The organism is Kitasatospora sp. NPDC059646 (assembly GCF_042734615.1).
In the GTDB taxonomy this organism is placed as follows: domain Bacteria; phylum Actinomycetota; class Actinomycetes; order Streptomycetales; family Streptomycetaceae; genus Kitasatospora.
Window position 1 is genome coordinate 21,949 of the sequence record NZ_JBHWDS010000061.1, and the last position, 25,018, is coordinate 46,966.

Here is a 25,018-nt window from a genome sequence, read left to right on the forward strand (position 1 = left end):
CGCCCGGCGGCGCGTCAGACGACGGCGGGGGCGGTCGGGTCGGCGCGCAGGACGCGCAGGCCCCGGCACTGCCAGGAGATCCGGCGCACCTCCGGGCGGGGCCGCAGGTGGCCCCACTGCCCGGCCGTCACCGACAGGTTGACGATGATCCAGGCCCGCCACGCGGCGCCGACGCCGCGGCCGTCCGCGTGCACCTCGCGGCCGTCGACCGACCAGCGCACCGAGTCGGCGCCGAAGCGGCAGGCGATGGTGAACCAGGTGCCCGGGGTGACCAGCCCGTCCAGGTAGGCCGGGTTGCCCGGGTTGACGTGGTTGCTGAGCTCCAGCATCCGCGGATGGTCGGCGTGGTACTCGAACACGTCCACCTCGCCGTGGCCGGGCTGGGGCCGGCCCGCGGAGGTGTCCCGCCCCCACGTCCAGATCGCCGGCCACGTCCCCTGAGTGGCCGTCAGCAGGCACTGCGCCTCCAGCACGTCCTCCGGCCGGAGTTCGAAGCCGCCGCGGGTGTTCTCGGTGGTCACCAGCGGCGTCCGCCAGCTGAACGGGTCCTCGCGGACCGCGGCGAACACGTCGCCCTCCGGGCCGTAGCCGCGCACCAGGTGGTCCAGCTTGTTGTCACCGGAGTTGCGGCCGCTGGGCGGGTACGCCGACGAGACGCCGGCCGCCCACTGGGAGGTGTCGGAGAACGGCGCGTCGAAGACGACGACCTGGCCGGAGGGGGCGGGGGCCGCGCCCGGGGCGGGGGTGCCCGAGGCGGTGGAGCCGCCGTGGGGGCTGTCGTTCGGGGGGATCACTTCGGTCACCGGACACTCTCCCGGGTCGTGCGATTGGTTCATCAGGGGGCATTCCCGGCAAAAACCGTCCGCGACCGCCCGCCGCACCGGCGCACGGAGGTGCGCCCTCCGGCGAAGGGGCGTGCACGGGCGCGCGGGCCGGCTGTGGCACAGTGGCGCGATGAAGACGATCGGCCTGCTCGGCGGCATGAGTTGGGAATCCACGGCGGAGTACTACCGGCTGCTCAACGAGCTCACCCGGGAACGGCTCGGCGGCCTGCACTCCGCCAAGTGCGTGCTGCACTCCGTGGACTTCGCCGAGGTCGAGCAGATCCAGGCGACCGGCCGCTGGGAGGCAGCGGGCGACCTGCTCGCGGACGCCGCCCGGTCGGTCGAAGCGGCCGGCGCGGACCTGCTGCTGATCTGCACCAACACCATGCACAAGGTCGCCGACCAGGTCGCCGGCGCGGTCGGGATCCCGCTGCTGCACCTGGCCGACGCGACGGCGGAGGCCGTGCTCGCGGCCGGCGTCCGGCGGGTCGGACTGCTCGGCACCGCTTTCACGATGGAGCAGGACTTCTACCGCGAGCGGCTGGCGGGCCACGGCCTGGAGGTGCTGGTCCCCGACGCGGACGGGCGGGAGCTGGTGCACCGGGTGATCTACCGGGAACTGTGCCTGGGCGTGGTCCGCGAGGAGTCCCGCGCCGCCTACCGGGAGGTCATCGCGGACCTGGTGGCGGCCGGCGCGCAGGGCGTGATCCTGGGCTGCACGGAGATCGAACTGCTGATCGGCGCGGCGGACAGCCCGGTGCCGGTCTTCCCCACCACGCGGATCCACGCGGCGGCGGCGGTCGCGGCCGCGCTCTGAACCCCGCGGCGGCGGGGCGCCCCGGCGGTGCGTTCGCCGGAAAGGAGGGGCCCGGCGGCGGGCCGCGGCCGGGTGGGCGGCGGCAGGGCCTACCATCCGGATCCGTGAGCACACAGGAGACCTTCGAGTTCCCCGACGACCTCGTCGCGGCGCAGCGCGCCCTGGACGCCGTCCGGGCCGCGCGGGCGGCGTTCCTCGCGGCCGTCCCCGAGTGGACCGAACCCCAGCCGGAGATGGTGCTGAAGGACGGCGCGGTACCGGGCGGGGAGGGGTGGAGCGAGGAGCAGAAGACCGAGAACCGGCGGCTGCTGGAGGCCGAGCAGCAGGCCTCGCACGTCGTGTCGGCGCACCCGTTCTGGGAGACGCTCCGGGACGAGGACCGGGAGCGGGCCCGGGCGGGGCTGGAGAGCCTCGGCGGAGGGTGACCTCCGCCGAGGCAGCCCCGCGGCCGCGGGGCAGCGCCGCCGCGCACCGCCCGGGCGCGGCAAGGTCGTTGACGCCCGGTCGATCGCCGCGCCGCCGCCGGGGCGGCGGGTTCAGGCCAGGGTCGAGACGCAGAACGGGTGCCCGGCCGGGTCGACCAGGACCCGCCAGCGGTCGGGGTCGGGCTGGAACTCCGGCAGGACGGCGCCCAGTTCGACCAGCCGCGCCTGGGCGGCGTCCAGGTCGTCGACGGCGAAGTCCAGATGGGCCTGCTTCGCCCCGGACCGGTCCGGCCAGCTCGGCGGCCGGTGGTCGGCCACCCGGTTGAACCCCAGCGCGGGCGCCCCCTGGTGGCCGATCAGGACGAAGTCCTCCGAGGAGTACAGGACGGGCAGGCCGAGGGCGTCGCCGTAGAAGCGGCCCAGCTCGGCCGGGTCGGGGCAGTCGAAGGTGACGGCCGAGTAGCGGAGGGCGGGCACGGAAGCGGTTCCGGAAGTCATGCGGCCGACGCTACGACCCGACCAGGACAACCACTGTCCTGGTCGTGCGGCAGACTTCCGGACGTGATCAGCACCTCCGCCCGCCTGCTGCGCCTGGTCTCCCTGCTGTCCACCCGGCCGTCCTGGACGTGCGGCGAACTGGCCGAGCGGCTGGCCGTCACCGAGCGCACCGTGCGGCGGGACGTCGCCAAGCTCCGCGAACTCGGCTACGGCGTCGAGTCGGACCCCGGCCCCTGGGGCGGGTACCGGCTGCGCGCCGGATCGCGCGTCCCGCCGCTGGTGCTGGACGACGAGGAGGCCCTCGCGGTGGCCGTCGGCCTGCGCGAGACCGCGCTCAGCGGTGTCCTCGGCGACGACCAGGCCGCGCTGTCGGCGCTGCTGAAACTGCGTCAGGTGCTGCCGCCGCGGATCGCGCGGCGGATGGGCGAGCTGGACGCCGCGCTGGCCCACACCCCCAGGGCGGCGGAGCCGCAGCTCGCCCCCGGCCTGCTGCTCGACCTGGCCGCCGCCTGCCGCCGGGGCGAGCGCTGCCGCCTGTCCTACCGGGACCGGGCGGGCCGGGCCACCGTCCGGGACGTCGACCCGTACCGGCTGGTCGGCACCGGACGCCGCTGGTACTTCGTCGCCCGGGACGTCGCCCGCGGCCAGTGGCGGACCTTCCGGGCGGACCGGGTCGCCCGGATCCGGCCGACCGGCCGGCCCGTCGACCTGGCCGACCCGCCCGACCCGGCGCTGCTGGTCTCCCACTCACTGGCCCGCGCCGACTACCCGCTGCACGTGACGTTCCGGCTCCCGCTGCCGCTGGACCGGGCGCTGCGGCTGGTCCCGCCGGCCGTCGGCACCGTCCGCCCGGACGGCCCGGACGCCACCGTCGCCGAGGTCGGCGGCCCGGACGCGGACGGCCTGGCCGGCTACCTGCTCGGCCTGGCGACCCCGCTGACCGTCCTGGCGCCGGACGAGGTGCGGCAGGCGCTGGTGCGCCGCACCCGGCAGCTGCTCGCCGACAACGGGGGCGACGGGCCGGTCGAACCCGACGGGCCGTCAACTCCGGCGTGATCTCGGCGGAACGGTCCCGGCCGGGCGGACGGCTCGATTAGGGTGGGGCTGCGCTCCGGGGCCGCGAGGGACGCGGCCGGGCCGGGGCCCGGGGAGGGATGGCGCGGTGCTTCCGAGCACGGTCCAGCAACTGGCCGTCCTGGTGGCCCTGGTGCTGCCCGGGATCTTCTACCAGGCCGTCGCCGACCGGCTGCGCGGGCCGCGCGCCTCCGAACAGGAGCCGCAGAACCGGTTCCTGCGGTCCGTCGCCATCAGCGGCCTGCTCGACGCCCTGTACGCGGTCGCCGCCGGCCCCTGGCTGGCCCGGCTGCTGGCCGGCGACGGCGGCCCCCTCGCCGGGGTGCTGCGGCACCCCCGGCAGGCCGGACTCACGGTGCTGCTGCTGGTCGTGCTGGTGCCGTCGGCCGCCGCCTGGGCCGCCTCGGCGGTGCACCGGCGCCGCGAGCGGGCGCACTACGAACCGACGCCGACGGCCTGGGACTTCCTGTTCGCCGACCGCGACCCCTGCTTCGTGCGGATCCGGCTCAAGGGCGGCCGCTGGGTGGGCGGTTGGCTCGGCGCGCGGTCCGCGGTGTCGGCGTTCCCGCAGCCGCAGGACGTCTTCCTGGAGTCGCAGTGGCGGCTGAGCGCCGACGGCACGTTCCTCGGCCGCGTCCCGGGCACCGCCGGGGTGTACGTCAAGGGCAGCGAGATCGAGGTGCTGGAACTGCTCGCACCACCGGAGGCGGCGCGGGCACCGGTACCGGACGCACGGAGGGAGCAGGGCGATGGCAGCATCGGACGGGAAGAAGGAACCGCGCAGGCGCAGGCGTGACGGCCAGTCGGTGGAGAGACTGGTCGAGGAGAACCGCGACCGGCGGATCTTCCGGATCTCCGGCACGACCGCCGAGCCCGACCAGGGGCCCGAGGGCGCCTCGGGCACGTCGCAGACCGAGCCCGAGCCGACCGCCCCGCCCGAGGACGGCGGTGCGGCCCGCACGTCCTGACGGGCCGCCGGCTCACGGACCGATGTGGACGTGCGCCGCCCACAGGTGCGGTGCGGGCAGCAGCTCCTCGCGCAGCTCCCGGACGGGGCGGTGCAGGGCCAGCGCCGGATCGAACGGGCGGCCCCCGTCGGCGTCCTCGCGGAGCGCGGCGTAGAAGCCCTCGGTGAGCCGGCGGGCGATCCGGTCGGACACGGTCCACAGCGTGCCGATGACGTGGGTGAACCCGGCGAGCTGGAACGACGGCGCCAGGTGCACCGCCTCGTCCGGCAGGTGGACGCCGCCCTGCGAGGTCGAACAGGCCGACAGGAAGGCGAGTTCGGCGTCCACCGGGCGGCGCGCCGAGAGGTCGAAGGCGCTGAGCCGGCCGTCGTGCAGGATCAGCCCGCTGTTCGACGGGCTGGCCGGGTCGCTGACGCCGTGACAGCTGAAGTGCACCCAGGAGTGCCGGTCCAGCTCCCGGCGGACCTCCGCCACCCGGGCCTGCTCGCCGTCCAGCCGCAGACCGCCGGGGAACAGCTCCGCCACCAGCTCGGCCTCCGGCCCGGCCCCGGGCAGCGGCGGGCCGCCCGGCGTCCGGGCGAGCGAGACCACCAGCGGCGCCGGGCGCCGGCGCGCCGCGGGGGCGGCCGAGGCGCGGCGGCGCGCCCGCAGCAGGGACCGCACGGTCGGCGTGTACGAGGACACCACCCGGTCCATCACCCACGTCCCGGGAACGTCCTGCCCCTTGCCCGCCGCGTGCAGCGGCAGGAACGCCAGCCGGCCGGTCGGACACCACCACAGCCGCGGCCAGTCCTCCCCGTCGAGCGGCGTGGTGCGCAGCCGCAGCCGCTCCAGCACCGGCCCGGTCACGCTGTCCCACAGCCACTCCAGGACCCCGCCGAGCGCGCGCATCATCTCCCGGGCCTGCGCCACCCCCTGGTCGCCGTACGCCAGGTCGATCCCGTGCTCGCCGAACGCCGTGACGGCGACGGCGAGTCCGTACGGAGTGAGGCCGGGCAGCGGCAGCACGTCGATGCGCGGCTCGCCGCCGGGCGGGGCGGCCAGGATCAGGGCGTGCGAGCCGTAGTCGCTGACGTTGACCACCACCACCGGGCCGCGCTCCGCCGCCGACAGCAGCCGCCGGGTGGACGGCGGGCGCAGGAAGTCCTCCAGGTCGGGCAGCGCGCGGATCTCCTCCAGCAGCCGGTCCCAGCGGCGGGACAGGGAACGGCGCTCCTCGGTCTCGTGCAGCGCCGCCGCCGCTCCGGACGGGTCGCCCCACCCGTGGACGAAGAACGCGTCGGGCATCTCCGTGCCCACGAACTGCCGTGCGAGCGGGTGTTCGCGGCTCAGCCGGTCCCGGATCCGCTCGAACTCCGCGGCACGCGCCGGGTCGAGGGCGCGCAACCGGGACAGGTCGCCGTGGTTCTCCAGGCCCTGCGCCAGCAGCACGCCCCGCCCCTGCTCCAGCAGTGCGAGGGCCCGCTCCGGGTCGCCGGCCCGGATCGCGAACGCCGCCGCCGACGTCGCCACGTCGCGGCCGGAGAAGAGCCGCTCCTCCTGGTCGAGTCGGAGCAGGTGACGGGGCGCCACCCGGGGCAGCAGGCCGACCGCGTGCGCGAAGCCGTTCAGCGCCTCCGAGTCCCAGCCGGCCTGCGCGGCGATGCCGCCCCACAGCCGGGCCGCTTCCAGGCGGGTGTGCGGCGGAAGAGCCGGGTCCTCGGCGTTGTGCCTGACCAGCCGGAGCGCCTCCGCCAGGTCGACCTGCTCGCCGAGCCGGGCCCGGCGCAACTGGGCCACCGCCAGCACCCGGCGGGCCGACGGATGCACCTGGTCCGCGTTCTGCGGGTCGTCGGCCAGCGCCTCCCGGGCGGCCGCGACGGCCCGGCGCAGCGCCGTCCGGGCGGCGCGCTCGGGCAGCAGGTCGGCGGTGGCCAGGCCGGCGATGGCGAGGCGGATCAACGCGGTCGTCCGCAGCGGGTGCGGGGAGCCGTACTCCAGCACCAGGTCCTCGAACCGCCGGCAGGCCTCGACCGAGGCCGGGACGTCCTCGGCCGCGCGGGCCTGCTGGAACTGCAGCACCGCCAGGTTGAGCGCGGCCCGTTCCCGGGCCGGCGCCATGCCGCCGGGCAGCGCGGCCGCCTCGCTCAGCAGGCCGGTCGCCTCCTCCTCCAGCGCGCCCTCGCCGGTGGTCCCGGCCAGCAGGAACAGGGCCATGCCGAGGTTGCTGAGCAGCAGCGGGCGGTGGGCCGCCGTCGGGCCGCAGCTCTCCAGTGCGGCCCGGAACGCGGTCACGGCCTGGAGCTCCCAACTGCGGTCGCCCGTCCGGATCGCCCGGTGCAGGTAGGCGGTGCCGAGGTTGGTGAGCGCCGTGGGCCGGTCGGCATGGCCGTCCGGCGCGGCGTCGAGGGCGGCCCCGAGGGTGTCGAGCGCGGCGTCCATCAGGTCCTCGGAGCCGGCCTCCAGGGCCAGCGACCATTCGAGGTGGCCGAGCGTGGTCCGGACGGCGGCGGTGTCCGGGTCGTGCTCCGGCAGCAGGGCCAGCGCGGCCCGGCCGCTGTCCACGGCCTCGGCGCGCAGTGCCTTGTCGCGCCGGAAGTCGTACAGGTCGCTCAGGGCGGAGGAGAGTTTGACCAGCGCCCGGGAGTGCGGGGCCGGCGCGGCCAGGGCGATCGCTTCGCGGAACCGGGCGACGGACCGCTCCAGGTGGGCCGGGTCACCGGTGAAGTGGTAGCGCAGGCGCAGGTTGGTGCCGAGCACGACCAGGCAGTCGATCCGGCCCTCGGGGCTCCCGCCCGGTTCGGCGAGGGCCCGGGTCAGCAGCTCGAAGGCCCGGTCGAGTGCGGTGGTGTCGGACCGCAGCGAGGCGAACGAGCCGAGGGCGTCGGCGAGCCGGCGGACGGTGCTCAGCCGTCGCCCGTCCCCGGCGGGGGTCATCGCCAGGGCCTGCTCGAGGAGGTCGACGGCCCGGTCGGCGTGCTCCTCGCCGCCGCCCCGCGTGGCGAACTCCATGAGAGCGAAGCCGAGTTGGGCGCGGTGGTCGGCCCGCTCGGACGCGCCGCAGGCTTCGTCGGCGGCCACCACGGCGCCCAGCACGGCCAGCCCCTCCCGGTAGCCGGCCGGGTCCCGGGTGTCGACGGCGTGCCCGACCCGGCAGCAGCCGAGCCGGTAGTGCAGGTCGAGCCGCAGCGGGTCGCCCTCGGGCAGCAGGGCGATCGCCCGTTCCATCGCCGCGAGCCCCTGCTGCCAGGCGGCTTCGTCGTCCGGGGCGGCCGGCAGCAGCAGGGCCGTGGCCAGCGAGAAGCGCACGTCGGCCTCGAAGTGCACGCCGGGGGAGGGCAGCGCGAGGCACTCCCGGTAGTGGTCCGCGGCCTCGGCCGCCCGGTCGTTCCGGCCGTGCTGCGCGGCGGACTCGAGCAGGTGGTCGGCGAGGTGGCGCAGCGCCGTCGCGCGGTGGCCCGACGGCCCCGGCAGTTCCCCGACGAGGCGGTGCAGCAGCGCGATCGGTTCGGCCGACGGGTCGTCGGCCCCTGCGGACTGCGCCTGCGCCAGCAGCAGGTCGGCGAGTGTCGAGCCCCGCTCCAGGCGGAGCGCCGTGAGTTCCGGCGGGGTGGCGTCGAGCGCCTCGGTGCCGCGGGCCACGGCTGCCGCCAGGTCCTCCGGTCGCCCGCCGGCCAGGTGACGCCTGGTCAGGGCGATGCGGGCCAGCGTCAGGGCCGCGGCGGCGAGTGCCGGGCTGCCGGCGGGGGCGAGTTCGGCCGCCTCCAGGGCCGCGGCGAGGGCTTCGGCGTCGTCGCCGGTGCCGAACTCGATCAGGGCGAGGCCCAGGTTGTGCAGGTACTGGAGTCGCGCGGCCGCGCTGTCGGCCGCGGCGACGGCCTGCCGGCAGTACGCGATCCCTTCGGCCCGGAGGCCGGGGTCGGACTCGACGGCGGCCCGGCCGATCAGCACCATGCCCAGGTAGGAGAGCCGGTCGGTGAGTCCGGGGGCGCCGGGGCCGTCGGTGCGGACCGTTTCGCGGAGCACGGCGGCCGCCTCCGGCAGTGCGGCACGGTCGTCGAGCACGCCGGTAAGGGCCAGGCAGGTGCCGAGTTCGGCCCGGTAGGTCGCCAGTCGGGGGTCGTCGGGCGGGCACAGGTCGATCGCGGTGCGGGCCTCGGCGACGGCCTCGGCGACGAGCCCTGCGCCGGGGTCGGCGGTGGAGCGGATGCGCAGCGCCGTGGCCAGGTTGCCGTGCCGGCGGGCCTGTTCGCCCGGTGCGTCCGGGGCGGCGGCCACGGCGGCGCGGCCGGCCCGCACGGCCTCGGCGAGCGACGGGAGCGCGCCGCGGTCGAACCAGTCGTGGACCAGCGCCAGGCCGAGGTCGGACAGCACGGTGCCGCGCATCGGGTCGTCCGCCGGGCAGTCGTCGGCGGCCCGGCGCAGCAGCGCGGCGGCGAGGGCGGGCGCGCCGGGGTGCTGCCAGCGCAGGTGCGCGGCCAGCACGGCAGCCGCGACGCCGTTCGCCTGTTCGACGCCCGGCCCGTCCGCGCCCACCGGCTCACCGGCGGCCGCGGCGAGGGCGGGGGCGAAGTCGGGCGGGACCCGCTCCGGTTCGTGCAGCCGGACCACGAGCAGGCAGAGCAGCGCTTCGCCGAGCAGCGACGGGTCTCCGTCGCCGGCCGCGTATCCGTACAGGTCGCTCCAGCCCAGCACCAGGGCGACCTCGAACGGAGGGTCCGCGGCGGGCGGCACGCCACCGGCCCGGAGGACGGCCGTCGCGGCGAACGCCTCGGCGGTGGCGAACCAGGCCGCGGCCGCCTCGTCGGCCTCCACCGCGGCGAGGCGGGCGGCGAGCAGGTCGAGCGCCTCGTCGCGGTTCACAGCCAGCTGTCCTCCTCGGGAATGTCCTCCACCAGCAGCACCGTCAGGTCCTCCCGGCTCGGCGTGTCCCCGCCCGCCAGCCGGGACGCCTGGCGTTCGACCATCTCCTCCAGCAGCGTCCGCGCGTCACGGGCGTTGGCCGGGTCGCCGCGCAGCTCCCGCCGGCCGAACCGCTCGGTGAGCCGCTCCGCGACGCCCGGGGCGAGGCGGTACGCGTGCCGTCCGGCCTCCAGGGCCACGATCTCGGTGAGCTCGGCCGGGTCGTACGGGTCGAACTCCAGGATGCGGGAGAACCGGGAGCGCAGGCCGGGGTTGGAGTCGAGGAAGGCCCGCATCTCCTCGGTGTAGCCCGCCGCGATCACCACCACGTCGTCCCGGTGGTCCTCCATCAGCTTGGTGAGGACGTCGATCGCCTCCTGTCCGAAGTCGCTGTTCGAGCCGAACCGCCGGGCCAGGCTGTACGCCTCGTCGATGAACAGCACGCCGCCGGAGGCCCGGTCGAACGCCTGGCGGGTCTTCTGGGCGGTGTGCCCGAGGTACTCGCCGACCAGGTCGCCGCGCGCCACCTCCACCAGGTGGCCCTTCTTCAGGGCGCCCAGCGCGGCCAGGATCTGCCCGTACAGCCGGGCCACGGTGGTCTTCCCGGTGCCGGGCGGGCCGGAGAACACCAGGTGGTGCGCCCGCGGCGGCGGCGGGAGGTCGGCGTCCGTGCGCCAGCGGGCCAGCCGGAGCAGGTCGATCTGCACCTCGACCTGCCGCTTCGCCTCGGCGAGCCCGATCATGCTCTCCAGTTCGGCGATCGGCCCGGCCTCGGGTCGCAGGAGGTCGTCCGCGGTGGCGCCGGTGCGGATGTCCTCCAGCACCATCCGATCGTTCGGGACCACCGCCTCGCCGGTGCAGCCCGTCACCTCACAGTCCGTCAGCTTGCCGTACACGCCGTCCTCCAGGCGGATGCCGTCGCCGCCGGCGCCGTGCACCCGGACCCGGGTGAGGACCAACTGACCGCTGTCGCGCGCCCAGATGCCGTGCTGCCGGCCGCCGGACACCTCCAGGCCGGCGATGTCCACCGTGCTGTTGCTGAGCACCAGCAGGCCGGCCTCGCCCGGCTCGGTCACCGTGCAGTCCCGGGCCGTCAGACGGCTGTTGTCACGGCAGTTGAGGCCGAACAGGCCGGCCCCCTCGACCGTGAGGTGCTCGACGGTGGCGCGGGCGGCGTCCTGCAGCGCCAGTCCCGAGGCGGCAACGTTCGTGACGACCGCGCCGACCAGCCGGACCGTCACTCCGGTGCCGTGCCCGAACACGCCGTCCTTGCAGCGCTCCAGGCGCAGCTCGGTCAGCTCCACCACCGAGCCCTCCTGGACCACGACGGCGGTTCCGGACTGGTCGTGCACCCGCAGCCGGGTGAAGTCGCCGCGCGCCTTGTGCACGGTCACACCGGTGACGCCGAACGCCACCACGCAGTCGTGGACCGCGGGGATGCCGCTGGAGGCGACGCTGATGCCGCTCTGGCCGGCGTTCTCCACCCGGCACTTCTCCAGCCGCCCGCGCCCCTGGTCCTCGACGACCACGCCGCTGGTCCGGCAGTGCGCGAACTGGCAGTCCCGGACCCTCGGGTCGGCGCCGCGCGCCACGTACAGGCCGGTGCCGGCGCCGTTGACGGTGGTGTCCTGGACGGTGCCGCGCGCCTGCTGGTCGAAGGCGAGGCCGGCCGCGTGGACCTCGTCGATCCGGCACCCCACGATCTGCACCTCCGCGTGGTCGCCCACGGCGACGGCGGTGTCCCCCGTGCCGCGGAACTCGCAGCCGCGGATCTCCGCCGTGGAACGCGTCACGTCGACGCCGCGGCCCCGACTGTCCGTCACCGCGCAGTCGACCAGCTCGACCTGCGAACGCTCCTTCACCACCAGCGCGTGGTCCCGGGACGCGACGAACCGGGTACGCGTCAACCTGCCGGTCGCGCCCACGAGTTCGGTCCGGCCCGCGAAGATCTCGCAGTCCCGCAGCACCACCTCGGCGCCCTGGGCGGCGCGCAGCGCGTACTCGCCCGGCGCGTCGATCCGGCAGTCGCGCAGTTCGAGTCGGCCGGTGACGACCAGCGCGGCCGCACCGCGGCCCTCCACCGTCACCGAGTCGAACGTGACATGGCCCTCGCACTCCACGGCGGACTGCTCCGGGGCCTCGATCACCACCTGGCCCTCGCCCTCCGCCCGGAACAGTTCGACGGTGCCGGACAGCACCAGCGGCCCCGCCTCCCGGTACCGGCCCGGCTCGATCAGCAGCCGCAGCGGCCGGTCCGGCGGCGCGGCGCGCAGCGCCGACGCCAGGGTCCGGTGGGCCGACCGGCGGCTGTGCCCGACCCTGACGGTGACGGCCTCCCCGGTGGCCGATTCGGCCCGCTGGGTGCCGGCGGACAGCAGGTTCGAGCCGTACGGCGTCAGCGCGTCCGTCAACTGCGCGGGGAAGACGGTCAGTCCGTGCAGGTGACCGTGCACCGGCGAGTGCACCGGCAGCAGCTCCACGGCCCGACCGTCCGCCCGGCACCGCCAGTGCGGCAGCGGCGCGGGGAGGTTCGCCTCCGGGCCGAGCCGGGCCACCACCCACGTCGTCCCGTGGCGCGGCCCGCCGGGCGACCCGGCACGCTGCACCGCCTCCAGCGAGGTGATCTCGGTCCACGGCACGGTCCGCTCCCGCCCCGCGACGGCCACCACCACGCCCCGGGGCTCCACCCGCAGCTCGCAGTGGTGCGACCACCGCAGCAGCAGCCACCCGGTCCCCGAGAAGAGCAGCACGAACATCGCGATCGCGACCGGCAGCGCCGGCGCGAACGACGCCTGCGGCTCCGACGCTCGCAGCGCCACGAACGAGGCGACCGTGCCCAGCACCACCACCGACCGGCGCATCCGCAGCAGCACCCGGCCCGGCCAGGACAGCAGCGCGCCGGCCGCGAACACCGACGCCCCGCCGGGCCCGTCCGGAAGCCGGGTCGTTCCGCACCACTTGTCCGACGCCAACGGCGTGAACAGCTCGTCGAGCCGCTCCTTCGGCACCGCCAGCGGGGCCAGGTCGACCACGATGCCCTGCCACGGCGCCGACCAGCGCAGCGGGCCGCGCCCGGTCAGCGCCGCCGGGCTGCCCTCCGCGGTGCGCACCAGCAACGAGCCGCGCCACTGCGGCGATCCGTACGACGCGGCGAAGCCGCGGACCGGCAGCAGGCACAGGCCCTCGACCGCCTCCCACGGCAGCCGCACCCTCCGCATCCCGCCGCTCAGTTCGAGGAACCGCGGGTGGACCACCACCGTGACGGGCGACAGCGCCCGCACGGCCATCCTGACCAGCACCGCCGCCCACACCACGATCGCCAGCGCCTTCAGCACCGCCGCCACGGGCGCCGACACCCCGACGAACTCCGCCGACGCGCACACCGCCAGCGCGCCGGCCGCGAACACCGCGCCCGCCGCCCGCCACCGGCGGTACCGCCCCGGCGGCCGCAGCCGCGGCTGCCCGCCCCCGCCCTGCCGGTCACCAGCCTGAGCCATCGCGCCCCCCGCGAGCCGCCGATCGTCCTGCGGACATCAAATCAGCGAACTCCGGCCGACGGTCGCCGAATTCCGGATCCCGCCGGGCCCGGGGCCGGGCCGGCCGTCAGTGCAGGGTGCCGGCCAGCAGGCCGAGCGCCGCGGCGGACGGCGAGCCGGGCTCGGCGCTGTACAGCAGCACCCGGTGGCCGCTGCCGTCCGAGGTGGTCAGGCTCTCGAAGGCCAGCTCCAGCTCGCCGACCAGCGGATGGTGGAACGACTTGCTGCCGACCGTGCACTCGCGCACCGGGTGCCGGGCCCACAGCGCGGCGAACTCCGGGCTGTGGATGGCCAGATGACCCACCAGTTCGGCCAGCTGCCGGTCCTCCGGGTGGCGGCCGACGGTCAGCCGCAACGCGGCCAGGGCCACCCTGGTCTCGCTCTCCCAGTGGGCGTACAGCTCCCGGGTGTGCGGGTCCAGGAACAGCAGCCTGGTCAGGTTCGGCCGCTCGGCCGGACGGTCCGGACTGTCCCGGTCCAGGTGCCCCGCCAGCAGGGCGTGCCCGAGCGGATTCCACGCCAGCACGTTGTTGCGGCGGTCCAGCACCACGGCCGGGACGCGGTCCATCGCCGCGATCAACTGCCGGGTTGCGGCCCGCACCCGGTCCGGCTTCGCCGCCGCCCCCCGGCTCGCGGCCTTCCGGGGACGGGCCAGGTCGCGCAGATGGGCCTGCTCGTCGCGGTCCAGGCGCAGCGCGCGGCCCACCGCGTCCAGCACGCCGTCCGAGGCGTTGACGCTCTGCCCCTGTTCGAGCCGGGTGTAGTAGGTGACGCTCACGCCGGCCAGCAGCGCGAGCTCCTCCCGGCGCAGGCCCGGCACCCGGCGGCGGCTGTCCGTCGCGTTCAGCCCCACGTCCTGCGGCCGGAGTCGGGCCCGACGGCTGCGCAGGAACTCCCCGAGATCGGTCGAAGTGTGCATGCGCACCAGTGTGCCCGCCGCAGGTCGGGCCCGTCTGCGCCGGAGGGTGACCCTGCCAGTGCCACCTTCCCGGAGGGTGGCTTCGGCCGGGGGCTGCCTCGGTCCGCCGGGACGGCGCAGGCTCCTTCCCGAGGTTCCCGGAGCACACGACGTGCTCGTTCCCGTCGGAAGGTTGATTGACATGTCGACAACTCGCCTGGCCGGTCCGGCCGCGCCGCAGACGGCGCCACGCCCGGCCGGACGGACCCTGGTGGTCCTGGTCGTGCTGCTGGTGGCCCAGTTCATGCTGGCCGTGGACTTCTCCATCCTCAACGTGGCACTGCCCGCGATCGGCACCGGCACGGGCCTGCCGATCGGCCGCCTCCAATGGATCGCCACCGCGTTCGCGCTGCCCGCCGCCGGATTCACCCTGCTGTTCGGCCGGGCCGCCGACCTGTACGGCCGCCGACGGCTGTTCCTGCTCGGACTCGCCCTGCTGGCCGCGGCCTCGCTCGCCGGCGGCCTCGCCACCGACCCGGCCGTGCTGATCGCCGCCCGCGTCGCCCAGGGCCTCGCCACCGCCGCCGTCACCCCCGCCGGACTCGCCCTGCTCACCACCGCGTTCCCCGAAGGCCCGCTCCGCGAACGGGCGTTGGGCCTCAACGGGGCCCTGATGTCGGCCGGCTTCACGGCCGGCGCGGTCCTCGGCGGCGTCCTCACCGACCTGCTGTCCTGGCGTTGGGCGTTCCTGATCAACGTCCCGGTCGCGCTCGCCGTCCTGCTGACCGCTCCCCGCGTCCTCGCCGAGAGCCGCCCCGACGCCGACGCCCGCCAACGCCTCGACCTGCCCGGCGCGATCACCGTCACCCTCGGCCTGCTCGCCGCCGTCCTCGGCCTCACCCAGGCCGGCCGGCACGGCTGGACCCACCCCACCGCCCTGCCCGTCCTGCTGCTCGGCGCCGCCCTGCTCGGCGTCTTCCCCGCCGTCGAACGCCGCGCCGCCGCACCGCTCGTCCCGCCCGCCGTGCTGCGCCGCCCGACCGTCCGGCTCGGCAACCTGATCGGCCTGCTGGCCTTCCTCACCGAGACCTCGCTGGTCTTCCTGCTCACCCTCTACCTGCAGGAGGTGCTGGACTTCTCCGCCCTCGCCGCCGGGCTCTCCTTCGGCGTCCTCGGCCTCGGCACCGTCCTCGGCGGCACCCTCGCCGCCCGGGCCATCGCCCGCCTCGGCACCCGCGGCGCCCTGCTGGCCGGCGGCCTCGCGCAGGCCGCGGCGACCGGCGCCCTGCTGCTGCTCGGCCCCGGCGCGGGGTGGCTGTGGCTGCTGCTGCCCGCCACCTTCGTCGGCGGCGTCGGCAACATGCTGGTCATCGTCGGCTTCATGGTCACCGCGACCGCCGGCCTGCCCGACCGCGAACAGGGCACCGCCGCCGGACTCGCCACCATGACCCAGCAGATCGGCATCACCCTGGGCACCCCCGTGATGAGCGCGATCGTCACCGCCGCCGCCCCCGCGCACGGCATCCTGACCGGCATCGTGCTGGCCGTCCTCGCGAACACCGCCCTCGTGCTGGTCGCCGTCCTGGCCTCCACCCGGCTGAGGCCGAGGAGTTGACGCCACGTCATCCGGCCGGTCGCCCGGTGCGGGGGACCGGCCCGATGGCCACCGCGCGGCGGAATCCGGGCGCTCAGGTGCGGTGGCGGACCCACACGTTGGGCTCCACGTACACCGCGTGGTCCTGGGCGAGGTCGCAGTGCACCGGGGCGAGCGCGCCCGGCACCTCGACGGCACCGTCCCGGTCGAACGGGAGCCCCGTCCAGTCGCGCCACTGCGCCAGCGAACCGCTGACCGTCATCGACGCCGGCGCGACCCGCACGATCTCGCCGCCCGCCCGGACGTGCACCCGCAGCCACGGGTCCTCGGGCAGGCCGTCCGCGCGGCGGCGGCCCACGTACTCCGACATCGGGACGTGCGGTTCGAGGTGCTTCGCCGTCGGCCGGACGGGCGCCAGCAGCTCGCGGTGACCCTGCGCGGCGGCGGCTGCGCGCAGCGCGTGCAGCAGCCGGTACGACAGGCCGCGGCCCAGGTACCCGGTGTCGACCGTGATCTCCAGCGCGCTGACCACCGTCGCGGCCCGCTCCCGGCGCCGGTCGTAGAACGCCCACGCCAGCACCTGGTCCCAGCCCCGGTCCGGCAGTTCGTCCCGCCCGGGGAGCCGGCCGTCGAACGGCGCGCTCATTCCCCGCGCCACCACCCGGTCGCCGTCGGTCGCCACCACGCAGTGCTCCGGGAACGCCGTCGCCACGTGGCCCATGAAGGCGTCCGCCACCGGATCGTGCTCGACGAACGCCGGCCAGGCGTCGGTGAACTCGTAGAGGCGCGGGATCAGCGTCGGGCGCTCGGCGAGCGTGCTGATCACGATGTCGCCCGGCTCGGTGCCGGCGCCCGGGTCGTCGGCGGTCGGGGCGCCGGCGGGGGCCGGGTCGTCGGCGGTCGGGGCGCCGGCGGGGGCCGGGTCGTCGGCGGTCGGGGCGCCGGCGGGGGCCGGGTCGTCGGCGGGAGTGTCGGCCGGGGCGGTGGCGGCGGTCGGATCGATCATGGTTCGGAGCCTGCCATCACCTGCCCTCCGCCCGACACCGATTTTCGCCGGGCGGCGGACCACGGCCGTGTCTCCCGAGTGAGGTGTCGGCGAGCGGACCGCTGCGGCGTCCGGGCCGCGCGGCCCGGTGGGAGGCCGGGGGAGCGACAGCACCCGTCGGGAGGGAGGTGGTCGCCATGGTCGACCCGGCGTCGCACCTGTCCCACCCGCCGACCGGGCAGGGCGGCAGCCCGTGGGACGGATACCAGCACGCGCGGGGCCGGGCCGTCCTCGGGCTGCCCTTCGACACCGGGCGCGTCCTCGCGCTGCGGGGCCTCCCGCAGAGCGGCTCCGGCCCGTACCGCAGCGTGCGGCACCGCACCCCGGACGGCGAGTGGTCGATCCACGTCGACGGGCCGCGCGTCGAGTCCGCCTGCCCGCGCCACCACGGCGCGGCCTGCGCGCACACCGGCACCGCCCGGATCGGGCCGACCCGGACCGGCCCCGACACCCTGCTCGCCACCATGGACCGCCCCGCGCCCGGCTCGACCGTCTCCGCCGCCGACGGGCCCGTGCCCCGTGCCCTCGACGCCGTCAGTTCCGTTCTGCCGCCGTCCGGTCGGCGGCCCGCGCCGCTGGTGCGGAGGCGCGAGGTGCCGGCCCGCGGGCCCGGCCTCGGCCGGCTGCGGACGGCCGGTCCGAAGCCCAGCGGGCACCACGGGCGCTGATGCCGCAGCGGACGTGCCGGGTCACCGACTCCCTCGCCACCCTCGACGGCCACGACCTCGGCCGGCCGGCCCGGCTCACCGAGAACCCCGTCATCGGCGACGTCGCGCCGCCCGCGCGCGGCGTGCTCGCCGTCGGCCGGGCGGTGCGGCGGATCCGCGACCCGGCGGACCAGGTGCGCATCCGGGCCGCCACGGCCGGGACCGCCGCGGCACGGCGCGACGCCGCGTGACCGGCCCCGTGGCCGGGAGGCGGGGGAGGGCGGGGCTACACTGGGCGACGGTCGTGACGCCCGGTGCGTCCGGAAGGTACGGAGGTGAGAGCAGTGGAGTGCAGTAGTCCGGGCCGAAGTCGGCCCCGCTCCGGGCAGTTCTCAACCGCTCCCGGCCCCCGTAACCCCCGCCCGCGCACCGCCCGCTGAACGCCGCCTCGCGTTCCCCCGGTCCGCCTGCGTGCGCGCGGACGACCTTCGGGGCCGGCCGTCCCACCCCGCCGTGCGGGCGCGACGGACCCAGACCCGTGGAGGTACCCGCCATGTCCGACTGGCGAGTGCGCGCCGTGCGCGCGAGCAAGCGACCGTTCAGCCGCACCACCCGGCCCGCCGCCGACCGCTCGCCGGCCCCCGAGCACTCCATGGACCCGCGCTCCGACCAGAACCAGGACGACGACCAGCCCGTCACGCTGGAGCGTTCCGTCGTCGACGCCGCCGTGTACCGCGACGGCCGGCGGATAGAGGCGCCGGCCAGCCTCGCCGAGATCTACCGCGAACTCCCGGGCAAGCCCGGCACCATGGCCTGGATCGGCCTCTACCGGCCCGCCGAAGCCCAACTCGTCGAAGCCGCCGAGAAGTTCGACCTGCACGAACTCGCCGTCGAGGACGCCATCGTCGCCCACCAGCGCCCCAAGCTGGAACGCTACGGCGACACCCTGTTCGTCGTCCTGCGCGCCGCCCGCTACCTCGACGACGTCGAAGAGGTCGACTTCGGCGAGATCCACCTCTTCGTCGGCCCCGACTTCGTCCTGACGGTCCGCCACTCCCAGTCGCCCGACCTGTCGATGATCCGCGGCCGCCTCGAAGCCGACCCCGAACTCCTCGCCCTCGGCCCCGAAGCCGTCCTCTACGCCGTCCTGGACGCCGTCGTCGACGGCTACGCCCCCGTCATCGCCGGCCTCCAGCACGACATCGACGAGATCGAGACCGAGGTCTTCGGCGGCGACCCCCGGGTCTCCCGCCGCATCTACGAACTCTCCCGCGAAGTCATCGAACTCCAGCGCGCCACCGGCCCCCTGCTGGAGATCATGCGCGCCCTCGAAGCCGGCTTCCAGAAGTACGGCACCGACGAGGAACTCCAGCGCTACCTGCGCGACGTCGCCGACCACGCCACCTACGCCGCCGAACGCGTCGACGGCTTCCGCCAGATGCTCCAGAACATCCTCACCGTCAACGCCACCCTGGTCTCCCAGCGCCAGAACGAGGAGATGAAGCAACTCGCCGAGGCCGGCCACGCCCAGAACGACGAGATCAAGAAGATCTCCTCCTGGGCCGCCATCCTCTTCGCCCCCACCCTCATCGGCACCGTCTACGGCATGAACTTCGACTCCATGCCCGAACTCCACTGGGCCTTCGGCTACCCCTTCGCCATCGCGCTGATGGGCGTGGTCTGCGCCAGCCTCTACTTCATCTTCAAGAAGCGCGACTGGCTCTAGGGTCCGTCGTCGAACCCCCCCCGCCTGCCCCACGCACCGGACGGCGCGGGGCTTCTTACGTCGCGCACCCTTGTACCGGTCGACCTCAACCGTCATTTGACGGATGTCCCGCAGGTCGATCCGGACCAGGATATGGGCACCGGCCACCCGGTGAAGGCCCGTCAGCCGGCCTGAGAGAGCACCGGTTCGGCCATGGATCCGCACACCAGGGCTCAGGCTCTCACCCACCACGTGAGGACACGCGCATGTATTCCCGACTGAAGCGAGCAACCTCGGCCGTCGCGGTGGCGCTGGTCGCCTCCGCCGCGGCCCTCACCGCGGGCACCGGCACCGCGACGGCGGCTCCGAGCGCCGTGGCCAGCACGATCAACGAGCTGTACTTCTCGTACACCCAGGCAGCGACTGCCTGGAATCAGTGCCAGCTCGGAATCGTCCACTTCAACAACGTCTACTACGGCAACCCCAACGGCGGGAACGACGAGTACTTCTACTGCGCGCCCGGTGCCAACGGTTCCTGGAATCTGTGGTGGCGGCACAACGTGTGAGCCGGGCGGCACACCCGACGGACACAACTCTTCGTGGGCAATCAACGGAAGGTGGGGAACCGCACCATGTTCTTGAGGATGAAGCGAGCGTCGGCCGTGGTGGCGCTGACCGTCGCGGCGTCTGCCGCAGCGCTCGCCGGAGGCGCCGGCGCAGCCGTCGCAGCTCCGACGGGCACGACGGTCTCGGAGGCACCCGCTGCCACCTACGTCAACGAACTGTGGATCCAATACCAGAACGGCGGCAGCTCGTACAACGACTGCCAGGTCGGCCGCGCGTACTGGAACAACATCGCCTACGGCAACCTCACCGGCGAGGCCAACGAGTACTTCTACTGCTCGTCCGGCGCCAACGGCAGCTGGAACCTCTGGTGGCGGCACCCCGGTTAAGTCCTCGTCCCCTTGGGCGTGTTGGACGGTCCGCGCGGGCGGCGAAGGTGGCCCGCACGGGGCCGGAGACGACCCCCGGACGGGCCGCGAAAGACCCCTGCCCCTCCCACGTGCCCCCCTGCGCGGCTTGCGTGCCCCGCCGGGTCCGTTCGCGCCGAGCGGCCGTCAGAGCTGCCAGTCCGGGCAGTACTGGAGGTGGATGCGGCGGGGGACCGGGGTGTGGACGGGGTAGGTGAGCCAGGGGCCGGCGTCGAGTTCGGTGCACTGGTGGGTGGCGGGCCAGGTGCGGTGGGCGGCGGGGGCGTCGGTGAGGAGGCGGCGGAGGCCGGTGCCCTCGAAGCGGAAGGCGGCGGGGCTGCCCGTGACGACCAGGGTGCGGGCGGCGCGGTCGAAGCGGAGGTGGTCGTGGGGGCGGCGGCGGACCGAGCCGTACTCGGCGGGGAAGTCCTGGTCCGGCGTGGCGGTGGTGTGGGGGCGGCCGGGGCCGAGGCGGTTGCGGAGGGCCTTCCAGTCGGCGGGGCGGAACTGGAGGCTGTGGTGGACCAGGAGGACGTCCAGGGCGACCGGCGGGATCTCGTTCGGGAGGCCGTCGTGGTAGCCGGCCGGGGCGGGCCGGCCGCGCAGCGGCAGGTGGACCAGGGAGCGCGCGGAGCGGGCGGCCAGGGACCAGAGCGCCGCAAGCCGGGTCAGCCCGTCGAGGTCGGCGTACATGTCGAGCAGGTGGTGGCGGTCGAGGAGGACGAGCCGCCCGGGGCCGTCGGCGGCCCGGATCACCCGGTACTCGGTCGGCCCGGTACGGACATGATGAACCGTCACCCGCTGCTGCACGAGTCCGGACTCTAGCGGGTGACGGAGGGCCTCTCACCAGGATTTCTCAGCCGGCCGGGACGACCAGTCCGAGGTCGCCGTCGAGGCGGCGGTAGAGGAGGCGGCCGCGGCGGGTGGCCGGGTCGGTGAAGAAGAGGTAGGGGAGTTCGGCCGCGGTGAGGCGGGCCGCGGCCTGACGGTCGGTCAGCGGCGGTGCCGGGTGCGGGCTGAGCGTCAGCGGTGTCGCGGGGCGCTGCGGCGGCGCGGCCGGCAGGGTGCGGGCCAGCCGGTAGCCGGTGGGGCCGACCCGGTGGACGACGGCGTCGGTCTCGGTCGCCGGGTCGGTGAACAGATGGGCGTTGTAGTCCATCGCGTCCAGGGTGCGCACCGCCGCGTCGGGCGAACACCACACCAGCGAAGGCGACTTGACGCGCACGATGCGCTCGCTGCCGGTCGCGGGCACGCCCACGGCGCGGTCGCCGGAGGGCCACGGTCGCGGCCGCCAGCTCGCGGAGACGGCGCGGATGCGCTGGCGCAGTCCGTCCGCGAGCCGGTCGGCGGCCTCGCCGACGCCGCGGGCGGCCAGTTGGACCCGGATCCGGCGGCCGTCCACCTCGGCGTTGACCTGGGCGAGCACCCGTCCCGGCGCGGCGGCCAGCCGGATCCGGACGGCTTCGACCAGCGCGGAGGCGTCCTGCGCGACGGCGGCGATCCGGGCCCGGGCGAGAGCGGCCGCCTCGCCCGGCAGTCCGGCCGGGTGCAGGGTGATCGACTCGGCGACGTCCATGACTGTGCTTCCTCCGGGGAGAGAGGGGGAGAGGGCGGGTCAGTGCGGGCGGGTGCGGTTCAGGGCGACCAGCAGGATCAGCAGGCACAGCCCGACCGACCCGGCGACGGTGACGACGGCGGAGCCGGCCGGCCCCGTCCGTCCGGCGAGCAGCGTGGCGGCGGCGGTCGCGGCGGCCACGGCCAGGCCGCCGGTCACCCAGCCGACGGCGGCGGGCGACGGTCGCACGCCGCGGACGGCGGGCAGTTCGTACGGCGAGCCGCCCCAGATGCGGTCCTGTTCGCGCAGGTCGGCGCGGCGTTCGGCGGCGGCGAGGGCGCGCAGCGCCAGACCGGACAGGGCGCCGGTGAGGGCCGCGCCGAGCGGCACCTGCCAGCTGAGCGGAGTGGCGAGCAGCAGCGCCGCCGCGCCGAGTCCGCACCACCACAGCAGGCAGCCGGTGGCGGCCAGGCGGACGGCGCGCGGGCGGTCGGCGCCGGCCCGCAGGTCGAGCAGCGCGGGCAGGTACCAGGCGCTGCCGGCGGCGGTGAGAACGGCGGTGCCGAGGGCCAGGACGGGGTGGGCCATGGCGGGTCCTCCAGTGCTGAGGGGTGCCGTCCCCGCCCCGCCCCGGACCGGGGGAGACGGCGGGGCGGGGACGGCGGTCGATGGGCCGTCGGCCGGCGTCGGCCGGCGGACGGAAGGGCCGGCTCAGTCCTCGGAAGCGGCGGAGCCGAGGCGGCGGCGCTCGCGCTCCGGCAGGTCGAACCGGGCCGGGGTGACGTCGGCGAGGTGCGGCGCCGGGGTGCCGTGGTTGTCGAGGTAGTCCGCGGCGGCGATCTCCGGGTGGTGCAGGTCGAACGCCGGGGACTCGGAGCGGATCTTCGGCAGCTTGCCGAAGTTGTGCCGCGGCGGCGGGCAGGAGGTCGCCCACTCCAGGGACCGGCCCCAGCCCCACGGGTCGTCGGTCTCCACCTTGGGCGCGTACTTGGCGGTCTTCCACACGTTGTACAGGAACGGCAGGATCGACAGGCCGAGCAGGAACGAGCCGATGGTGGAGATCGTGTTGAGGGCGGTGAAGCCGTCACCGGCCAGGTAGTCGGCGTAGCGGCGGGGCATGCCCTCGGCGCCGAGCCAGTGCTGGACCAGGAAGGTGGTGTGGAAGCCGACGGTGAGCGTCCAGAAGGTGATCCTGCCGAGCCGCTCGTCGAGCATCCGCCCGGTGAACTTCGGCCACCAGAAGTGGAATCCGGCGAACATCGCGTACACCACGGTGCCGAACAGCGTGTAGTGGAAGTGGGCGACGACGAAGTACGAGTCGGAGACGTGGAAGTCCAGCGGCGGCGCGGCCAGCAGAACGCCCGTCAGACCGCCGAACAGGAAGGTGACCAGGAAGCCCGTCGCCCACAGCATCGGCGTCTCGAAGGACAGCGAGCCCTTCCACATGGTGCCGACCCAGTTGAAGAACTTCACGCCCGTCGGCACGGCGATCAGGAAGGTCATGAACGAGAAGAACGGCAGCAGCACTTGGCCGGTGACGTACATGTGGTGCGCCCAGACGGTCACCGACAGGCCGGCGATGGCGATGGTCGCGGCGATCAGGCCGGAGTAGCCGAACATCGGCTTGCGGCTGAACACCGGGATGACCTCGGACACGATGCCGAAGAACGGCAGCGCCAGGATGTACACCTCGGGGTGGCCGAAGAACCAGAACAGGTGCTGCCACAGCATCGGCCCGCCGTTCATCGGGTCGAAGACGTGCGCCCCGAACTTGCGGTCGGCCTCCAGGGCGAGCAGCGCCGCCGCCAGCACCGGGAAGACCATCAGCACGAGCAGCGAGGTCAGCAGCACGTTCCAGGCGAAGATCGACATCCGGAACATCGTCATGCCGGGCGCGCGCATGCAGATGATCGTGGTGATGAAGTTGACCGCACCGAGCACGCTGCCGAAGCCGCTGAACGCCACGCCCATGATCCACATGTCGGCGCCGATGCCCGGCGAGTGCACCGCGTCCGACAGCGGCGCGTACGCGAACCAGCCGAAGTCCGCCGCGCCCTGCGGGGTGAGGAAGCCGGCCGCGGCGATCAGCGAGCCGAACATGAACATCCAGTACGACAGCATGTTCAGCCGCGGGAACGCCACGTCGGGGGCGCCGATCTGCAGCGGCATGATCCAGTTGGCGAAGCCGGTGAACAGCGGCATCGCGAACAGCAGCAGCATCACCGAACCGTGCATGGTGAACGCCTGGTTGAACTGCTCGTTGGAGAGGATCTGCGTCCCCGGGCGGGCCAGCTCCGCGCGCATCACCAGGGCCATCACGCCGCCGATCAGGAAGAACCCGAACGCGCTGACCAGATACATCGTGCCGATCGTCTTGTGATCGGTGGTGGTGAGCAGCCGCACCAGCGCGCTGCCCGGTTTCCGCCGGGGCTCGGCCGCAGCCATTCCCCGACTCGCCTCGATGGCAGCCATCGGCCGCCCTCCTTCGTCCTTGCCGAACCTGGTGGCGCCACCGCCCGACGGGCCGTCACCTGCCATGACAGGAGACCGGCGACGGCCGGGCCGGACGGTGGCGCATGCCGGACCGCCCGGCCCGCAGGTGCTTCCGGGGAGTGGAGCACCCCGCCGAGCGGCAGCGCTCCATGCTCGTTCGCGGACGGGCCGCCACCCCAGGGCCGATGGTCCCGCGCGGCACGGCCCGACGTCCCCGGTCCGCGGGCCCACACGAGCCGAACGGCCCGGTCCCGACCGGGACTGACGGGCCACCGGGCGGCAGCGCGCATCGGCGCGGATCCGGGCCGGAAGCGGTGCGGGTCGGCCCGGAATCGGCGCGGGCGGACGTCGGAGCGGCCCGGAGGGGCGTGCGGGCGCGAACGCCGAAGCCCCCGCGGCGAGGACGGGCGGGGGCGGAGGCGTCCCGGCGCCGCCCGCCGGGGACGGCCTCGGGACGGTGCCGGGGCGGCGTCAGGCGGCGACGGGCTGGGCGCGGTGGAGCAGGTGGTGGGTGCGGACGTCCGCGTGGTGCAGGGTGCGCAGGCCGGCCGCCAGCCGGGCCGGGTCCTGGCGCAGCCACAGCCGGACGGCCGTGCCCAGCGCCTCGCACGGCGAGCCCGGCCGGACGCCGCCCAGCGCCGCCATCCGGTCGGCCAGCGCGGGCAGCAGCTCGGCGAGCTCCGGCGGCAGCCACACCGTCACCGCGCACGGCGCGAACCGCCGCAGCTCGTCGGCGAGTTGGGGCGTGCCGCCGGTGAGCAGGAAGGGCAGCACGTCCAGCAGGGCGTCGGCCACCACCTCGGACACGTCGCCCCGGTGCCCGTGCGCCAGCCGGCGCAGCAGCGTCCGGTCGGCGGTGGTGAGCCGGACAGCAAGCATGACCTCGTCGGATTCCATCGCTCGGCCTCTCCGGGCACCCACGCCCAACCCGACCGGCCCGCCGCGTGCGGGCCGGACACACAGACAAAAGCTGACCTGTTGACCTGGGCTCACTGTCCCCAAGCCGGAAACCGCGGCGGAAGGGCCGAACGGCCTCGTTGCCCGGGCCCGAACGGCGGGCCTGCCGGGCCGGCCGGGCCGCCCGGGC

Annotated in this window: 22 protein-coding genes; 11 read left to right on the forward strand and 11 right to left on the reverse strand. The window is 75.3% G+C overall.

The window, feature by feature from the left end; all coding sequences use genetic code 11:
• Positions 1–14: 14 nt before the first annotated feature.
• Entirely contained in the window at positions 15–803 is a 789-nt protein-coding gene (locus ACFV1L_RS31300; RefSeq protein WP_380372298.1) for a beta-glucanase, read from the reverse strand.
• Positions 804–954: 151 nt separating this feature from the next.
• Here ACFV1L_RS31300 and ACFV1L_RS31305 point away from each other — a divergent pair, with 151 nt between their 5' ends.
• Together ACFV1L_RS31305 and ACFV1L_RS31310 are read left to right on the forward strand one after the other, a co-directional pair.
• The gene (locus ACFV1L_RS31305) at positions 955–1,641 is read left to right on the forward strand and encodes an aspartate/glutamate racemase family protein (protein WP_380372300.1); all 687 of its coding nucleotides are present in this window, start codon (positions 955–957) and stop codon (positions 1,639–1,641) included.
• 104 nt (positions 1,642–1,745) lie between these two features.
• The gene (locus ACFV1L_RS31310; protein WP_380372302.1) at positions 1,746–2,066 is read left to right on the forward strand and encodes a hypothetical protein; all 321 of its coding nucleotides are present in this window, start codon (positions 1,746–1,748) and stop codon (positions 2,064–2,066) included.
• A 111-nt stretch (positions 2,067–2,177) separates the two neighbouring features.
• Here ACFV1L_RS31310 and ACFV1L_RS31315 read toward each other — a convergent pair whose 3' ends face one another.
• Complete coding sequence (locus tag ACFV1L_RS31315; RefSeq protein ID WP_380372305.1) at positions 2,178–2,564, reverse strand: VOC family protein; 387 nt, start codon at positions 2,562–2,564, stop codon at positions 2,178–2,180.
• A gap of 63 nt (positions 2,565–2,627) precedes the next feature.
• Between ACFV1L_RS31315 and ACFV1L_RS31320 the strand changes: the two genes are divergently transcribed.
• The 3 genes from ACFV1L_RS31320 to ACFV1L_RS31330 all read left to right on the forward strand — a co-directional run bounded on the left by ACFV1L_RS31320 (position 2,628) and on the right by ACFV1L_RS31330 (position 4,606).
• Positions 2,628–3,620 carry a helix-turn-helix transcriptional regulator gene (locus tag ACFV1L_RS31320; RefSeq protein WP_380372307.1) on the forward strand — a complete coding sequence of 331 codons (993 nt, stop codon included), beginning with the start codon at positions 2,628–2,630 and terminating at the stop codon, positions 3,618–3,620.
• Positions 3,621–3,726: 106 nt separating this feature from the next.
• Positions 3,727–4,434 (forward strand): DUF6338 family protein, encoded by a 708-nt coding sequence (locus tag ACFV1L_RS31325; RefSeq protein ID WP_380372310.1) that lies wholly within the window; start codon positions 3,727–3,729, stop codon positions 4,432–4,434.
• A gap of 10 nt (positions 4,435–4,444) precedes the next feature.
• The gene (locus ACFV1L_RS31330; protein WP_380372312.1) at positions 4,445–4,606 is read left to right on the forward strand and encodes a hypothetical protein; all 162 of its coding nucleotides are present in this window, start codon (positions 4,445–4,447) and stop codon (positions 4,604–4,606) included.
• Between the two features lie 12 nt (positions 4,607–4,618).
• Here the strand turns inward: ACFV1L_RS31330 and ACFV1L_RS31335 are convergent, their stop codons facing one another.
• From ACFV1L_RS31335 to ACFV1L_RS31345, 3 genes are all read right to left on the reverse strand, one after another.
• Positions 4,619–9,448: a CHAT domain-containing protein gene (locus ACFV1L_RS31335; protein WP_380372315.1), complete on the reverse strand. Its 4,830-nt coding sequence runs from the start codon at positions 9,446–9,448 to the stop codon at positions 4,619–4,621.
• Positions 9,445–12,984 carry a right-handed parallel beta-helix repeat-containing protein gene (locus tag ACFV1L_RS31340; RefSeq protein WP_380372318.1) on the reverse strand — a complete coding sequence of 1,180 codons (3,540 nt, stop codon included), beginning with the start codon at positions 12,982–12,984 and terminating at the stop codon, positions 9,445–9,447. The genes ACFV1L_RS31335 and ACFV1L_RS31340 overlap by 4 nt, the downstream gene beginning before the upstream one ends.
• Before the next feature lie 106 nt (positions 12,985–13,090).
• Positions 13,091–13,942, reverse strand: coding sequence for a helix-turn-helix domain-containing protein (locus ACFV1L_RS31345; RefSeq protein ID WP_380372320.1), 852 nt, complete (start codon positions 13,940–13,942; stop codon positions 13,091–13,093).
• A gap of 181 nt (positions 13,943–14,123) precedes the next feature.
• Here ACFV1L_RS31345 and ACFV1L_RS31350 point away from each other — a divergent pair, with 181 nt between their 5' ends.
• The gene (locus ACFV1L_RS31350; RefSeq protein WP_380372323.1) at positions 14,124–15,536 is read left to right on the forward strand and encodes an MFS transporter; all 1,413 of its coding nucleotides are present in this window, start codon (positions 14,124–14,126) and stop codon (positions 15,534–15,536) included.
• A gap of 73 nt (positions 15,537–15,609) precedes the next feature.
• Here the strand turns inward: ACFV1L_RS31350 and ACFV1L_RS31355 are convergent, their stop codons facing one another.
• Positions 15,610–16,521 (reverse strand): N-acetyltransferase, encoded by a 912-nt coding sequence (locus ACFV1L_RS31355; protein WP_380372326.1) that lies wholly within the window; start codon positions 16,519–16,521, stop codon positions 15,610–15,612.
• A 176-nt stretch (positions 16,522–16,697) separates the two neighbouring features.
• Between ACFV1L_RS31355 and ACFV1L_RS31360 the strand changes: the two genes are divergently transcribed.
• From ACFV1L_RS31360 to ACFV1L_RS31380, 5 genes are all read left to right on the forward strand, one after another.
• Positions 16,698–17,228, forward strand: a complete 531-nt coding sequence (locus ACFV1L_RS31360; protein WP_380372328.1) for a hypothetical protein — start codon at positions 16,698–16,700, stop codon at positions 17,226–17,228.
• Positions 17,228–17,458 (forward strand): hypothetical protein, encoded by a 231-nt coding sequence (locus ACFV1L_RS31365; RefSeq protein ID WP_380372331.1) that lies wholly within the window; start codon positions 17,228–17,230, stop codon positions 17,456–17,458. Before ACFV1L_RS31360 ends, ACFV1L_RS31365 begins: the two co-directional genes overlap by 1 nt.
• Before the next feature lie 302 nt (positions 17,459–17,760).
• Entirely contained in the window at positions 17,761–18,933 is a 1,173-nt protein-coding gene (locus ACFV1L_RS31370; protein ID WP_380372334.1) for a magnesium and cobalt transport protein CorA, read from the forward strand.
• A gap of 245 nt (positions 18,934–19,178) precedes the next feature.
• Positions 19,179–19,478, forward strand: coding sequence for a hypothetical protein (locus tag ACFV1L_RS31375; RefSeq protein ID WP_380372336.1), 300 nt, complete (start codon positions 19,179–19,181; stop codon positions 19,476–19,478).
• A gap of 78 nt (positions 19,479–19,556) precedes the next feature.
• Complete coding sequence (locus tag ACFV1L_RS31380) at positions 19,557–19,865, forward strand: hypothetical protein (protein ID WP_380372339.1); 309 nt, start codon at positions 19,557–19,559, stop codon at positions 19,863–19,865.
• A gap of 165 nt (positions 19,866–20,030) precedes the next feature.
• Here ACFV1L_RS31380 and ACFV1L_RS31385 read toward each other — a convergent pair whose 3' ends face one another.
• The 5 genes from ACFV1L_RS31385 to ACFV1L_RS31405 all read right to left on the reverse strand — a co-directional run bounded on the left by ACFV1L_RS31385 (position 20,031) and on the right by ACFV1L_RS31405 (position 24,828).
• Positions 20,031–20,681 (reverse strand): hypothetical protein, encoded by a 651-nt coding sequence (locus tag ACFV1L_RS31385; protein ID WP_380372341.1) that lies wholly within the window; start codon positions 20,679–20,681, stop codon positions 20,031–20,033.
• Between the two features lie 58 nt (positions 20,682–20,739).
• A complete protein-coding gene (locus ACFV1L_RS31390) occupies positions 20,740–21,459 on the reverse strand; it encodes a sigma 54 modulation/S30EA ribosomal C-terminal domain-containing protein (protein ID WP_380372343.1) in 720 nt (239 codons plus the stop codon).
• A 39-nt stretch (positions 21,460–21,498) separates the two neighbouring features.
• A complete protein-coding gene (locus ACFV1L_RS31395) occupies positions 21,499–22,026 on the reverse strand; it encodes a hypothetical protein (RefSeq protein ID WP_380372345.1) in 528 nt (175 codons plus the stop codon).
• 123 nt (positions 22,027–22,149) lie between these two features.
• Positions 22,150–23,910, reverse strand: coding sequence for a cytochrome c oxidase subunit I (ctaD, locus tag ACFV1L_RS31400; protein ID WP_380372347.1), 1,761 nt, complete (start codon positions 23,908–23,910; stop codon positions 22,150–22,152).
• A gap of 492 nt (positions 23,911–24,402) precedes the next feature.
• Entirely contained in the window at positions 24,403–24,828 is a 426-nt protein-coding gene (locus ACFV1L_RS31405) for a hypothetical protein (RefSeq protein ID WP_380372350.1), read from the reverse strand.
• Between the last annotated feature and the right edge of the window lie 190 nt (positions 24,829–25,018).